We start from the raw sequence: 14,568 nt of genomic DNA, 5'->3' as shown, positions 1-14,568 counted from the left end.
CTCAACGAAGATTGATGGTTGTGTTGACGCCATCATTCACGCTGTCATCGTCGAACCAGCGACTGGTGACGGTCTTGGTTTGAGTATAGAACTGCACCACTTGCTTGCCGTACGGGCCAAGATCGCCGAGTTTCGAGCCACGGGAACCCGTGAAGCTGAAGAACGGCACCGGCACCGGGATCGGGATATTGATACCGACCTGGCCCACATCGATTTCAGTCTGGAACTTGCGCGCTGCAGCGCCGCTTTGGGTAAACAGGCCGGTGCCGTTGCCAAACGGGTTGGCGTTGACCAGTGCAATGGCCTGGTCGAGGGTATCGACCTCAATCACCACCAGCACCGGGCCGAAAATTTCCTGGGTATAGATTTGCATATCGGTGGTGACGCCTGAAAACAGGGTCGGCCCGATAAAGTTGCCTTGTTCGAAACCCGGGACCTTGATGTTGCGGCCATCCAGTTCCAGCACTGCGCCTTCTTTGATGCCGCTTTCGATCAACCCCAGTACCCGCTCTTTAGCACGCCTGGAGATCACCGGACCTACATCCGTACCCGCCTCGCTGCCGGCGTTGACCTTGAGTTTTTGCGCCAGCGCCTTGAGGTCCGGCAGCCATTTTTTCGCCGCCCCCACCAGTACCACCACCGAGGTAGCCATACAGCGTTGGCCGGCTGCGCCAAAACCGGCACCGACCAGCGCGTTGAGGGTTTGCTCGCGGTTGGCATCGGCCAACACCACGGCGTGGTTTTTCGCGCCCATCATCGATTGCACGCGCTTGCCGTGACGGCCCGCCAGGTCATAAACGTGGGTACCGACGGCGGTTGAGCCAACGAACGAAACCGCTTTGATATCGGTGTGGGTGCACAGCGCATCCACCACATCCTTGCCGCCATGCACGACGTTGAGCACACCCGGCGGAACCCCGGCTTCCAGCGCCAGCTCGACCAGCATCAAGGTCGACAGCGGGTCTTGCTCGGACGGTTTGAGAACGAAGGTGTTACCGCAGGCGATGGCCATCGGGAACATCCATAGCGGAATCATGGCCGGGAAATTGAACGGTGTGATCCCGGCGCAGACCCCGATAGGTTGGCGCAAGGTGTAGGTATCCACCCCGCCCGCAACGTTTTCAGCGAATTCACCCATCTGCAAGGTGCCGATGGAGCAAGCATGCTCGACCACTTCCAGGCCGCGGAAAATATCGCCCTCGGCGTCGGCAATGGTTTTACCCTGTTCGGCACTGAGCACAGTGGCGATGCGCTTGGAGTGCTCGCGAATCAGCGCCTGCAGCTTGAGCATGATGCGCATGCGCGCGCCAATGGGCGTCAGCTTCCAGGTCTGGAAAGCGCGCTGGGCAGCAGCGATGGCGGCGTTGACTTCAGCGGCAGTGGCAAACGGTACTTTGGCCAGCACTTGCTGAGTGGCGGGGTTGATGATGTCGTGCCACTCGGTGGTCTGCGACTCGACCCATTCGCCATCGATCAGCAGGCGGGCGTTTTGGTACGGGGTGGTAGAAACGTTCATGGAAGTCTCCGGCATTATTATTTTAAGTAGGGCTGTCCAGATTGGTCGCAGGACTGTTTTTGGAGTATAGGTGTGCGTTCTTCTAATAAGAACGCACATAAAAGCCGATCAAACATGCAAAAAAACATCACATCGTTAAGCGCATTGAACTGGGACGACCTGAAGTTTTTTCTCGAGGTGGCCCGTACCCGTAAAGCCAGCACTGCGGCCAAACGGCTGGCGGTGGACTACACCACCGTATCGCGACGCATCAGTTCGCTGGAGGCTGCCCTCGGCACACTGCTGTTTGAAAAATCACGCACCAACGGCTTCACCCTGACCAACGAGGGCCAGCGCTTGCTGGGCTATGCCGAGGCCATCGAAAGTACCCTGCATATGGCCTGCGAGCAGGTGTCGGGCTCGGGGGTGGCGTTGTCCGGGCATGTGCGCATGGGTTGCACGGAGGGGTTCGGGAGCTTTTTTATCACCCCTCAGCTCAGCCATTTTGTCGACGCCTACCCGGCCATTTCAGTGGATATCCTGCCCCTGCCGCACTTCATCAGCCTGTCCAAGCGCGAGGCGGATATCGTGATCGCCCTGGAGCGTCCGGAACACGGGCCCTATGTGTGCTGCAAGCTATGCGACTACCGCTTGCAGCTGTATGCCACCCAGGAGTATCTGGACCAGCACCCGCCTATCAACCGGGCGGCGGATTTGGCCGAGCACACTTTTATTAGCTATGTGGACGATCTGGCGTTCAGTTCGGAGCTGCTGTACCTGGCCAACGTGCTGCCTGGCGCCAGCGCCAACCTGCGCAGCACCAGCGTGATTGCGCAATTCGTGGCAGCGCAGCAGGGCCGCTCGCTGGCGATTTTGCCGTGCTTTCTGGCCGCCCAGGACCCGCGTTTGCTGCCGGTATTGCCGGGCGAGGTCACCCTGACGCGGCAGTTCTGGATGTACTGCCGCGAAGACCTGAGGAAGTTGAAACGCATCACCCTGCTATGGGATTACATCCGCGAAGTGACGGAACTGAATGCGCCGCTGTTGCTGGGCGAGACCCGGGGCATGAGGTTTGTGGACTGACCACACCGCCCCGTAGCAGCTGCCGAACGCAGCCTCGTTCCTTCGGCAGCTGCTACGGACCCGGCTTATCAGTCGGCAATCACCACAATCGACACACGGCGGTTTTCCGTACGCCCGGCCCGGGTGTTGTTGCTGGCTACCGGCTCGCGACTACCCAACCCACGGACCTGGATATTCTCAGGGCGCATGCCAACTTTGGTCAGGGCCTTGACCACGCTGTTGGCGCGGCGTACCGACAGTTGCTCGTTGTAGGACTCCTTGCCCGAAGAGTCGGTGTGACCATCCACCCGCACCCGCTGGATATCGGCACCCAGCAAGGCCGTGCCGATACGCTCAACGATTTCCTGGCTCTGTGGGTTAAGCACTTCAAGGTCGCTGCCAAACAGCACTTTGCCCGAAAGACCAAATGCCCAGCCCTCTTCGGTCAACTCAAAGCCCTGTTCCTTGAGGACCGCAATCTGCGCCGGGGTCAGACCCTTTGGCGGGGGAGTCTGGCAACCGGTCAACGACAACGTGGCCAACAACAAGGCAACGCTGAAAAACTGCAGATAACGCTGGGTCAATGCACGCATTTTTGAGTTAGCTCCTGATATTTACGGTGTTTGCGGGGTGCTCCGACTCCGCTACATGTTGCCCGCCTCGGGCGAGGCGCTTGGCCTGGTACATCGCCGAGTCCGCTGCACAGAGCAGTTCCTGGGCGCTTGCACCATGTTCGGGGTAGACGGCAATGCCGATACTCAGCGATGTCACGACGCTCACCTGCCCCGGCAGTTCGATGGCCTCAAGCATGCTGGCAATGATCTTCTCGGCAATGCGCTGGGCATCTTCTATTTTGTGCAGCGGAGTCAGCAAGATCGCAAATTCGTCACCGCCCAGGCGCGCCACTACGTCGTCTTCACGCAGTTGCGCACGAATGCGCGTTGCTACCGCTACCAGCACCGCATCACCGGCGGCATGGCCGTAGGCATCATTGATGCCCTTGAAGCGGTCACTGTCGAGAAACAGCACCGCAGCCTTGTCCCGCGTTTTATTGAGCGAGCGCAGAGTGCGCGTCAACCGAGCTTCAAAGTAGGCGCGGTTAGGCAGGTTGGTGAGCGAATCGTGGCTGGCCTGATGGGCCAGGGCCTCATTTTCGTTTTGCAGATGGCTTTGCCATGACTCCAGCTCGTCGAGCAAGGCATTGAAGTCGTTGCCCAGACTGTCGAGCTCGGCAATATGCGCGGGCGGTACGCGACGATCGAACGCACGTTCACGACGGGCAGCGTGAGCCACTTGCGCCAGCTGCTGCAAAGGCCCGGTAATGCCATCCAGCAGCCGGCGCGACAGGTACAGCGCACTCCAGGCACTGAGCGCGGTACACACCAGCACGCCAAGCAAGCCGCTAAGCAAAAAACGCAGCATATTGGCGCCATGCCCGCGCAGAACGACCCGGCCAACCTCCTGGCCCTGATGCAAAATCGGCATGCTGATCGGCTGCTGCAGCAAGCCATCGGCCAACAGCATTTCGACCCTGGACAGCAGATCGGTTTGCGGACGCTGCCATTGCGCGAGCAGTTCACCCTCGGCGGTATACACCTGAGCCTCGGCGACCGCTTCGGTGGAAGCAATCAAGGCCAGGGCCTCGGTTGCTGCCCCGGGGTCGTCAAACACCACGGCCGCTTCCACGGTGTAGTTGATGGAGCGGGCAATCAGGTGCAGGTTGTGATCGGCATAGACCTTGAGCGCCAGCACGCCCAGCAGGGTCATGGAGGCGCTGGCCAGTGTCACCGCAACCAGTGCCACGCCAAGATGCCCACGGCGCAACACCGAACGCAGCCGGCGACGTCGTTGCGGCGCATTCAACCCGCTCATGGCTGCGCCGCCCGACGGCGTGACAGTTGCAACACGCTGGGGTGAATACGTACACCGCTGCGGGCGACGGAGTCGAGGTTGACCTCGAACGACACTTGCTCATCACGCACATGCAGGCAAAACAGGCTGCCCACGGTGCATTGGTCACCGTCTTCGCTGATGCTCAGCACCGCCTTGGTGTTGAGGCTGCTAAACAGGCGACTGCGCTCGTCGGCGCTCAGCTTGCCCAGGTATACCGCGTTGCAACTGCTGGCGATGCCGGGGTCACTCGCCAGCACGCGACGCACCTGCACCGGTCGGCCAGTAGACTGGGTCGCGCCCTTAAGCAGGTCATCGGTGTATTCGGTGGGGCCGATCACGCACAACTGCAGTTGTGCCGGCTCTGTGGGCCAGCGCGCATAACTGAGGATGCCCAGCACAACCTGGGTCACGGCCTTGGCGCGCTGATCCGCCAGGTTGATGGGCGTTTGAGCCTGAACCAGACAAGGAGTGCTCAGCAGTAACAGGCAAAAGGAAATCAGCCGTAGCCGCCATCCAAAGTGCTGTTCTGTCGATGAGACAGCCACATCCATGCGGGATTTCTCTGAGATCTTTATGGGAATAGTGTCGTAACGATAGCACGACAACCGTATTAACTGTGATACAGGTCACATTGGACGCGCCATTTCTTGTGGGAGCGGGCTTGCTCGCGATGGCATCACCCAAGTTTGCCAGCTCCCACAAAAAAGTACCCCGATCAGGATCAAGACTTCGGCTATCCCAGCCCCAGCATCAACCCGCTCAGGCGCTTGACCTTGCGCTGTACGGCCTCCTCAAAAACTCCCGCTCGCGGCTCTATCAGACTGAACCAGTGCTTGGCCCGGGTGATACCGGTATAGATCAGTTCTTTCGTCAACACCGGGTTGAGCGCTTCGGGCAGCACCAACGCCGTATGGGAAAACTCCGAGCCCTGGGATTTATGTACGGTCATGGCATAGACCGTCTCGACATCATTGAGCCGGCTTGGCAGTACAAAACGGATGCCGCCCTGCCCGTCGTTACGCGCGAAAGCCACCCGCAATACATGACGCCGGGCCTGACCATCACCCTCGGGAAGTGTGAGGGCGATGCCAATATCGCCGTTCATCAGGCCCAGTCCGTAATCATTGCGGGTCATCAGCACCGGGCGGCCTTCGTACCAATGCCGGTCGCCATCAATCAGCTTGCGGGCAAACAGGGCGCCGGTGATACGCTCATTCAGGCCCTCCACGCCCCACGGTCCCTTGCGCACGGCGCAGAGCACCTGAAAGGCCTCGAACGCCTGCAGCACGTTACCCGCCCATACCGCCCAACACGGGTCTTCAAGACCGCTCTCGGTGTCTGGTCGCTGATCGCGCAAAACCTCCAGGTAGTGCCGATAGCCTTTAGCCTCTGTCCCCCGCCCTTCCAGCGCCAGACGTTCAAATGCGCGGTCCTGCTCACCCTTGAGGGGCAACGCAAAGAGGTCGGCATGGCTGCCTGCCGCCAGCAAGGCACGCGCTTCGCGGGGCAGTTGCTGGTTGACCAGACGCGACAGCTGGCCAATACCGCTGCCCTCACCAAAGCGCCGCGAGTGGCGCAGCATCACTACCTGCTGCGCCAGCGGGTGCGTACTGTCCAGGTCTTGCTGCAAACCACTGGCACTGAGATTTTCGCCGCTAACCTGCTCCAGCCAGTTTCGGGTTTGCGGGGTATACCAGCCCGCTTCGGCGTCGCGGCACAAATCACCCAGCACGGCACCGGCTTCAACCGATGCCAACTGGTCCTTGTCACCCAGCAGCACCAGCCGCGCATGAGCAGGTAGGGCATCGAGCAAATTGGCCATCATTTCCAGATCGATCATCGACGCCTCATCAACCACCAGCACGTCCAGCGGCAGGCGATTGCCCGCATGATGGCGAAAATGCCGCGTACCGGGGCGGCTGCCGAGCAGGCGATGAACAGTGGTCACGTCGCTGGGGATTTTTTGCCGGACCTTGTCGTCCACTTCCAGGGATTTGACTTGCAGGCTGATCGACTCTGTCAGGCGCGCAGCCGCCTTGCCGGTCGGTGCCGCCAGGCGAATGCGCAAAGGCGTGCCCGCCTCTACCGCCGGTGCTTGCAACAACGCCAGCAAACGCACCACGGTGGTGGTCTTACCGGTGCCGGGGCCACCAGTGACAATGCTGAAAGCTCCCCGCGTGGCCAGGGCGCAGGCCAGTTTTTGCCAGTCAATCGGCGCATCCTGTGCAGGTCTGCCAAACAAACCGTCAAGGCGCGTAGGCAAATCCGCCGGTGTCGCTTCAGCCATCGCCAGACGTTGGCGCAAGGCACCGTCGATTCGACGTTCATAGGCCCAATAGCGACGCAAATACAGACGCCGCTCACTCAATACCAAGGGTCGGCTGGCCGCATCCGCAGACGACCAGCCCGTGTGTTCAACCAGCGGGCTGGCTTGCAGGGCCTTGCACCAGGCCTCGCCGTCCAGGGCCTCAAGCAGTTGCGAAGGCAGCAGCATGGCGCCGGTTTGCACATCACCTTCGGGGGGTAAAGAGAGTGCAAAATCCGGCTCTTTCAGGGTTTCAAACAAATCCAGGCACACATGACCGTGGCCCAGTTGATGGCTGGTCAGGGCCGCCGCCAGCAACACCAGGGGGTCGCCCTGCGGATCGCGCTCATGCAGGAACGCGACGAAGGCCTTATCCAGAGCGCGCAACCAGCCGCGCTCGACCCAGCGTTCAAGTAACAACAGCAAATCCTCGGCCCGGCCCAGCGGTTGAAGCAGGGCCAGGCTTTCGGCCGTCAATGGCGTAGGCAACAGTTCGGCAAACGAACGACTCATAACAACACTCCCTGTTCCCACGCCGGTTCAGCTGTTTTCGGCAGCGGTTTGCCCTGGAACATCAGGTCCAGGCTTTCGATCAATAGTCTGGGCGGGCGGGTGAAAAACACGCCCTGTCCCTGGGCGCGGGTACCACGCAAAAACAGATACAGTGCGCCGCCCATATGCTGGTCGTAGTCATAGCCGGGCAATCGAGCCTTGAGCTGACGATGCAAAGCCAACAAATACAGGACATATTGCAGGTCGTAGCGGTTGTCCAGAATGGAGGCGGTCATCGCCTGCTCGGTGTAGGCCGAATCATCGGTACCCAGCCAGTTGGATTTGTAGTCCGCCACGTAATAACGCCCCTGGTGCTCGAAGGTCAGGTCGATAAAGCCCTTGAACATGCCGTTGAGCAGGCTCGGCTCGGCCCCCGCCCGCGCGGCGCCACCGTGGGTATGCTGACGCACCAGTGTGTCCATCTGCACAACATCGACCTTGTGGCTGGCAAACCAGAATTCCATTTCAATCTGGTACTGGCTCAACTCACTCAAGACCACAGCGGGCTGACCATTATTCAGACGCAGCGGTTCATCTTGCAGATGCTGCAGCCAGTCACTCAAGGTTTCGATCCAGCCTTGCCAGCCACGCCGGTTGCAGCGCCGTGCTACGGCGTCCTTGATCGCTTCGGGGTCGGCCTTGAAGCCTTCGCTGCCCGCCCATTCAAGCAGGCCATGGAGAAAAGTCCCGGGATTTGGCCCACGGGGGAAGCGGTGAATATCACCCCCACTGAGCAACACTTCACGCGGTGCCTCAGGGTCGAGTCGCTCATCATCCGAGAGCTTTTGCGCCAAGGCACTTTCAGGTGCTTCGGCCGGGCTGAGGCTGTCACCAATGCGCAGTGCGCTATAGGAAGCGATCCACCAGTTTTCAGCGGCGCGGCGGCCCGGGATCAGCGGCTCAAGCAAGGTTGCCTGGTTGAGCGGTGGATAAAAATGCGCCGCGTCAGCAGCTGGAACGGGTTCGCACTGCAAGGCGTCGCAACCTTGCTGCACCTCGGCCAACCAGCTCTGCAAGCCCGCCGACTCGGCCAGCATGGCACCACCACCCAGCAAATAACCCAGGGCGCAGAGGTGCAAGACCGAGCGATTGCTATTGCCGCGCTTGAGGTCGGCAACCCCCAGCCAACACGCATGCCGGGCACGGGTCAGGGCTACGTACAGCAAGCGCAGGTCTTCGGCCAGACGCTCGTCATCGGCCTGGGCAATCAGCTCTGGCGTCGGTTTCAAACTGACCTGGGCGTTGCCCGCAGCATCGTGGAAGTGCAGCGGCAGACGACTGCCATCCACCGGTTTTGCGGAGCAGATAAACGGCAAAAACACCAACGGGTACTCCAGTCCCTTGGACTTGTGGATAGTCACCACCTTGACCAGTTGCTCGTCACTTTCCAGGCGCAGGATCTGTTCTTCACCCGCCTGGCCGGACAAGGCCAGGTGCTCGGCCAGATGACGGATAAGCGCCTGCTCACCGTCCAGCTCGGCTGCGGCTTGCTGCAACAATTCGGACAAGTGCAAGACGTTGGTCAGCACGCGCTCGCCATCGGGGCGGGCAATCAGGGCCTGGGGCAGTTCAAAGTCATGCAGCAGGCGACGCAACATGGCGAGTACCCCTTGCTTGCGCCAGGTTTCGCGGTAACCGCGGAACTGCATAACGCGTCTTTCCCACGCCAGTTCGTCCTGGTTCAGACGCTCCAGCTCAACCAGCGGCAAGTCCAGGGTGATACAGGCCAATGCGGCACGCAGTGGGCGCTCGACGTCAGGCTCGGCGCAGGCCTTGAGCCAGGCCAGCACATCATGTGCTTCCTGCGCGGCGTACACCGAATCCTTATCCGACAGGTAAACGCTTCGCACACCACGGCTCGATAATTCTCTCCGCACGGCCTGAGCTTCCTTACCGTCACGCACGAGAATCGCGATGTCGGCAGGTAATACGCCACGCAGTGCTTCGCCGTCCTTGATAAAACCGCAGCGCCCTTGCTGGCCACCATTAAGCAGCTCGACAATCTGGCTGGCACAGGCGGCCGCCAGATACTGACGATACACAGCACCCGACAGCGGTTGCTCGGAGGGCAATTGCCAGAGCGTCAGGGCGCTGACAGGCTGGCCATCAAGCTGCAGGACTTCCTTACGCCCTTGGGATTTAACCGAAACAAAGGGCACGGGGTTTTCTGAACCCTCGCGGAACAAAAATGCACCACGTCCGCTATCGCGCAGCTCCGCCCGCTCAAAGACATGATTGACTGCCTTGACCATGGCGTGACTGGAGCGGAAGTTGGTATCCAGCGTGTGCAAGCGCCCTGCAGTCGCCTGACGTGCGCGCAAGTAGGTGTAGATATCCGCCCCGCGAAAGGCATAGATAGCCTGTTTCGGGTCGCCAATCAAAAACAGCCCGGTGTCTGGGCAATTGTCTTCAATCCGGTAGATGGTCTCGAAGATACGGTACTGCACGGGGTCGGTGTCCTGGAACTCATCGATCAGCGCCACGGGGAACTGTTCACGAATCAGGGTCGCCAGGCGATCACCGCCATCGGCCTGCAATGCCGAGTCCAGGCGCAGTAGCATATCGTCGAAACCCATTTCGGCACGGCGGCGTTTTTCTTCTTCAAAACGCACACTCACCCAGTGCGCCGCATGCTGCAGCACGGCGGCGTCCGGGCTCGGCAAGGTATCGAGCGCGGCCTTGAGGCCGGGCATGGCATCCAGGCCCGGATGCTGCGGGGCAACGCCTTTCCAGGCTTCGGCCATACCGTCGGGAGTCAGACGCGTGAAGCCGGTACCCAGATCAAGCTGTTCCTGATCTTCGTCAGCCGCCCAGGCGCTGAGCTTTTCAAACCAGGGTTCAAAATAACGGGCCTGCATTTTACGACCGTCGACCGTTTTGCTGGCCACGCCCTGCAGGCAGATCTCACGCAGCTCTTGAGCCCATTGCAACCAGGGGGCTTTAAGCTGCACCAATGCCTGGCGGCGCTCCAGCAAGCAGGCTTCGATCATTTGTGCAGGCGTTTGTTCAGCATTGGCTGGCTGGCGCGAGCTACCAAACAACGCTCGCACGCGCGGCATCAAGGCGGCGGGGCCGCTCCAGTTGGCACGCACCCAGTTCAGCGCGTCGCCGTGCATGGGGTAGCAAAACAGCCGCCAGTAATCGCGCAGCACTTCGCCCAGCAAGTCGCTGTGATCGGTTTCCAGGGTCTGGGTAAACAGGCTGCCGCTATCGAAAGCGTGCTCGCGCAACATGCGCTGGCACCAACCGTGAATGGTCGAGACCGCAGCCTCGTCCATCCATTGGGCGGCGATATCCAGACGCCCGGCGCAAGCAGCCCACTGCTCGGGAGCAAACTGGTCACGCAGTTCTTCGACCAAGGCATCCGGCGCGTCGATCTCGCCACGAAAATAGCGTGCGGCTTCTGCCAGGCGGGTACGGATGCGGTCGCGCAGTTCTTTGGTGGCAGCATCAGTAAAGGTCACCACGAGAATTTGCGGTGGTAATAGCTCACGGCCAAAACCCGATTCTACGCCGCCATGCCCCAAAATCAGGCGCAGGTAGAGTGCCGAGATCGTGAAGGTTTTACCGGTGCCTGCACTGGCCTCGATCAATTGGCTACCGCGCAGGGGAAATGCCAGGGCCAGCGGTAATTTTTGCTCGCTCATTAGCGGGATGCCTCGCTGTTTAATGAGCGCCAGGGCGCATCAAAAAGGGGTCGATAGAGGGCATCGCACCACTCTTCGAATTCGTCGCCAGCCATCAAGGCCGCATAGTCAGGAAACTGCCGGGCCAGGGCGGCGCTTTCACGGCGCTCGCCGTCACTGGTTTGGCCATCACCCTCATAGGCTTTTTGCGCCGCCGCATCGGCCTTGGCCGGATCTGTCTGGGCCAGCCAGGCAAAAGCAGTTTTTACCGCGACAGGCAGCGGGTGGCTCATTCCGACTTTCCAGGCAGTGAGCAAGTTGCCAAGAATCTCCCGGGCCTGCCTGGTGTCCAGAGGTTCGAGCAGCAAGGTGTCATCACTGGCCACCAGGGCGGTCGTCATCTGCAGGCCACAGGCGCAGGCTGCCAGATGGTTTACCCATGGCCGGGTCAAACGGTGCCATTTCCGGGTTTTGATCGCACCAATGCTATTAGGAATAGTGGTGACAGACAGTAAGCCCTTGTCGCTACGCTGGTGCAGATTGCCGAGCCAGCCTTCCAGCGTCAGACCTTGATCCTCAAAACTGACAGGCAACGCGCTGTTTAGCGGTGTAGGCCAAAGAGCCAGCAGTTGCTGATAGCGCTGTAGTACATCTGGTAATGGCTCGATTAGTTCGTGTTGCAGGCACTCTCCAAACCCGGCCATGGGCAGCAAACCGCTGCCTTGCAGGCGCTGGGCACGGGTATGCAAGGCGCTTTCCAGTTGATCCGGCTGCGCCAGTGCAGCTTCAAGCAGGCTGTCGCTCAAGGTGTAGCGCTGCAATGCGTCGAGTACGAAAGGTTCTTCATCGGCCAAAGGTACTTCCGCTGCCTCAAAGAATACTTTCAGGCGCTGACTAAAGAAGTGGCGCACTGGGTTTCGCAAAAAATCCTGTAACTGCGTCAGGTTCAGTGGTTCTTCCTGGATATGCGCGCCAAGCGTGCCGGGGCCAACGGGCTCCGGTTGTGGCGCATGCAAGCGCTGCCATTCACGCGCATAGCTGAACAGGTTAGGGTTGCCTTCATGAAAGTAACGAGTGCTAAAGGGTTGCAGTGGGTGCTCTTGGGTCATGGCCTCAAGCAGGTCGCCGCCCCCTTGCAGATGCCAACCACTGGCAAGGTGGTCACGCAGCTGGCCAATCAGGACACAGGCCGGACGCTCGCTGTTGTCGCGAATACTGCGCCCTACCCAGCTGATATAAAGCTGATCACGAGCCGAAAGCAGCGCTTCAAGAAGCAGGTAACGGTCATCTTCGCGGCGCGAACGATCGCCCGGGCGGTAATCGCTGCCCATCAGATCGAAGTCCAGCGGCGGCTGGGCTCGCGGGTAGTCGCCGTCGTTCATGCCCAGCAGGCATACCAGCTTGAAGGGGATGGCCCGCATCGGCATCAGGGTGCAGAAGTTGACCGCCCCGGCCAGGAAACGTTGTGACAACTTGCCCTGGTCAAGCCCGGTAAGCCAGGCCTCGCGTACTACGGTCAGCGGTAACTCATCCTGCAGACCAACCAGTTCACAGGTTTCGAGCCAGGTTTCGCGCAGCTCTTCAAGCTGGGCCAACAGGTAGTCGTCGTGCTCTGTTTCGGCCTGGAAAAACAGCTGCACCAAAGCCTGCAGGCGCTCGCCCCAGAGCTGCGGCAATGCCGGTTGCGAGAGCTCCTGATGAGCGATTTCCAACGCATCGAGCAAAGCTACCAGCGGGCCGATCAGTACGGCATCCAGCCCCCCGATCTCATCGTAGGGCTCAATACCGTCGCAGGCCTCACCACTGCCTACGGCATATCCGAGCAACATGCGGCGCAAACCAAAACGCCAACTGTTTTGCTCCAGTTGCTCGGGCAAACCAAGACCGGCACGCTGCTGCGCATTCAACCCCCAGCGAATGCCAGCACCTTCAATCCAGCGATGCAAGGTTGGCAAGTCGCGCTCTTGCACCTTGAAGCGGGCGCGCAGTGATGGCACGTCGAGCAAATCCAGGATTTCACTGACGGGGAAACGGCTGTCAGGCAATTTAAGCAGGTGTTCGAGAGCGATCAGCAATGGATCACGACCACGCTGCCCCTGGTCGGCCAGGGTGTAGGGAATAAAGCGCCGATCATCACGTTCGATTTGCCCAAAAACAGCACGGATATGCGGCGCGTAACTGTCCACATCCGGCACCATCACAATCACATCACGTGGCTGCAACTGAGGGTTCTCGCTGAAACGTGCGAGCAACTGATCGTGCAGGATCTCGACTTCACGCTGCGCACTATGCGCAACATGGAAGCGTATTGAGCGATCCTGTGCCAGATCGATGGCGGGCCATAGCTCCCGGGTTTCGTTGAGCGGGCGCAGCTCAAGAATATCGTCCTGCAACTGGTTGAGCAGGTTAAGCGGTTCAACTTCGCTGAACAGGTCGATACGGCCATCGCGAAAAGCTGCGCGATAACTGTTGGGCTCGTCGTAGCTGTCGAGCAGGTTGATATAGTCACGGCCTTGTTTACCCCAGGCAGCCAGCAAGGGATGGGCATGCTGATGCAGGGTATCCAGATCAAGTGCTGTAGGCATGCCGCTTTTGCGGGCCTGACGTTTGTACTGATGACGCAGCAGATCTTTATCGGCAACGATGTCAGACCAATGATGGCGGCAAGGGTTGTGCACACACAACAATACCTGGCTGAAGCGGGCGAGCCCGGCCAGGGCTTCAAGTGCCTGAGCAGGCAGTGACGAGATGCCAAAAACGATCACCCGCGCGGGCAAGCCGGGCGGGGCTTGCTCGAGGCTGTTGATCTTGTCCATAAAACGCTGATGAACGCCGGCACGGCTCTGTGACATGCCCTCTTCACCTACATCGAGCAGAAGCGCACGCCACAACTCGGCCTGCCAGCAGTTAGCCGGGCTCAGGGCCGGGCTTTCGCCCCGGGCGTTACGCAATTGATGGCGACCTGCGGCCCAGTCCTCCAACCAGTCGGCGCGATACACCTGATATTGGTCGAACAGGTCGGCAAGACGCTCAGACAGCTGATAGCGCTTGCGCAGATCGGTGTCGTGAGTCAGGAAGCGCTGCAGGGGTTCGAAGTGCGGCTGATCGATAAGGGCAGGCAGCAGGCGCATCAGACGCCAGGTCAGCGGGGCTTTATCGAGCAATGACTTGGCGGGGATTTCTTCACTGCCCAGTACCAGCCGATAGAGCTGCCACAAAAAACTGCCGGGCAACTGCACGTCCACGGCTGCAGCAATACCGCAGCCGCCGAGGTCGTCGTCGCGGGCATCTTCGGCAAGAGCCAGCTTTAACCATTGGGCGATGCCGTTACTCTGCACCAGAGCAATTTCGTTCTCCAGAGGAGCCAGCGGGTAAAGGCGCATCCAGCTGACAACCAGGCTGCGTAACTCATCGAGGCGGTTGCCATGAACCACCATAAAACCCGCATTGAGAGGCGTAGCAACCGACATGACGGCATCCTTAGGAGAAAGCGAAATCCAAAGGCGAACCTTAACATTGCTCGGCAATGGAGGCTTGAAGCTGCGGCTGTTTTTCTGCCCACAAAAACAAACCCCCTGTCTGCGTGAGCAGACAGGGGGTTTGGAATTTAATCTTGACGATGACCTACTCTCACA

At 59.9% G+C, this 14,568-nt stretch carries 8 protein-coding genes; 1 reads left to right on the top strand and 7 read right to left on the bottom strand.

Going from position 1 to position 14,568, the window contains the following annotated elements; all coding sequences use genetic code 11:
- Position 1 precedes the first annotated feature (1 nt).
- On the bottom strand, positions 2 to 1,516 hold the full coding sequence (locus GHO42_RS15590; RefSeq protein WP_095002465.1) for a CoA-acylating methylmalonate-semialdehyde dehydrogenase: 1,515 nt from the start codon (positions 1,514 to 1,516) through the stop codon (positions 2 to 4).
- 114 nt (positions 1,517 to 1,630) lie between these two features.
- Here GHO42_RS15590 and GHO42_RS15585 point away from each other — a divergent pair, with 114 nt between their 5' ends.
- Positions 1,631 to 2,578 carry a LysR family transcriptional regulator gene (locus GHO42_RS15585; protein WP_095002464.1) on the top strand — a complete coding sequence of 316 codons (948 nt, stop codon included), beginning with the start codon at positions 1,631 to 1,633 and terminating at the stop codon, positions 2,576 to 2,578.
- Positions 2,579 to 2,646: 68 nt separating this feature from the next.
- Here GHO42_RS15585 and GHO42_RS15580 read toward each other — a convergent pair whose 3' ends face one another.
- The 6 genes from GHO42_RS15580 to recC all read right to left on the bottom strand — a co-directional run bounded on the left by GHO42_RS15580 (position 2,647) and on the right by recC (position 14,403).
- On the bottom strand, positions 2,647 to 3,150 hold the full coding sequence (locus GHO42_RS15580) for an OmpA family protein (RefSeq protein WP_095002463.1): 504 nt from the start codon (positions 3,148 to 3,150) through the stop codon (positions 2,647 to 2,649).
- 7 nt (positions 3,151 to 3,157) lie between these two features.
- Positions 3,158 to 4,429: a diguanylate cyclase domain-containing protein gene (locus tag GHO42_RS15575; RefSeq protein ID WP_095002462.1), complete on the bottom strand. Its 1,272-nt coding sequence runs from the start codon at positions 4,427 to 4,429 to the stop codon at positions 3,158 to 3,160.
- Positions 4,426 to 5,001 carry a YfiR family protein gene (locus tag GHO42_RS15570; RefSeq protein WP_095002461.1) on the bottom strand — a complete coding sequence of 192 codons (576 nt, stop codon included), beginning with the start codon at positions 4,999 to 5,001 and terminating at the stop codon, positions 4,426 to 4,428. The genes GHO42_RS15575 and GHO42_RS15570 overlap by 4 nt, the downstream gene beginning before the upstream one ends.
- 182 nt (positions 5,002 to 5,183) lie before the next feature.
- Complete coding sequence (recD, locus tag GHO42_RS15565; RefSeq protein ID WP_095025650.1) at positions 5,184 to 7,268, bottom strand: exodeoxyribonuclease V subunit alpha; 2,085 nt, start codon at positions 7,266 to 7,268, stop codon at positions 5,184 to 5,186.
- Positions 7,265 to 10,954, bottom strand: coding sequence for an exodeoxyribonuclease V subunit beta (gene recB, locus GHO42_RS15560; protein ID WP_153327900.1), 3,690 nt, complete (start codon positions 10,952 to 10,954; stop codon positions 7,265 to 7,267). The genes recD and recB overlap by 4 nt, the downstream gene beginning before the upstream one ends.
- On the bottom strand, positions 10,954 to 14,403 hold the full coding sequence (recC, locus tag GHO42_RS15555; RefSeq protein ID WP_150628828.1) for an exodeoxyribonuclease V subunit gamma: 3,450 nt from the start codon (positions 14,401 to 14,403) through the stop codon (positions 10,954 to 10,956). Before recC ends, recB begins: the two co-directional genes overlap by 1 nt.
- Positions 14,404 to 14,568 lie beyond the last annotated feature (165 nt).

Origin of the sequence: Pseudomonas sp. FSL R10-0056, from assembly GCF_009600105.1 — a bacterium.
Lineage (GTDB): Bacteria > Pseudomonadota > Gammaproteobacteria > Pseudomonadales > Pseudomonadaceae > Aquipseudomonas > Aquipseudomonas bubulae.
This window is presented reverse-complemented; position numbering and strand designations above follow the sequence as displayed.

Coding starts and splice junctions, on each gene's coding strand:
- GHO42_RS15590 (WP_095002465.1), bottom strand. CDS start 1,516: ATGAACGTTTCTACCACCCCGTACCAAAACGCCCGCCTGCTGATCGAT.
- GHO42_RS15585 (WP_095002464.1), top strand. CDS start 1,631: ATGCAAAAAAACATCACATCGTTAAGCGCATTGAACTGGGACGACCTG.
- GHO42_RS15580 (WP_095002463.1), bottom strand. CDS start 3,150: ATGCGTGCATTGACCCAGCGTTATCTGCAGTTTTTCAGCGTTGCCTTG.
- GHO42_RS15575 (WP_095002462.1), bottom strand. CDS start 4,429: ATGAGCGGGTTGAATGCGCCGCAACGACGTCGCCGGCTGCGTTCGGTG.
- GHO42_RS15570 (WP_095002461.1), bottom strand. CDS start 5,001: ATGGATGTGGCTGTCTCATCGACAGAACAGCACTTTGGATGGCGGCTA.
- recD (WP_095025650.1), bottom strand. CDS start 7,268: ATGAGTCGTTCGTTTGCCGAACTGTTGCCTACGCCATTGACGGCCGAA.
- recB (WP_153327900.1), bottom strand. CDS start 10,954: ATGAGCGAGCAAAAATTACCGCTGGCCCTGGCATTTCCCCTGCGCGGT.
- recC (WP_150628828.1), bottom strand. CDS start 14,403: ATGTCGGTTGCTACGCCTCTCAATGCGGGTTTTATGGTGGTTCATGGC.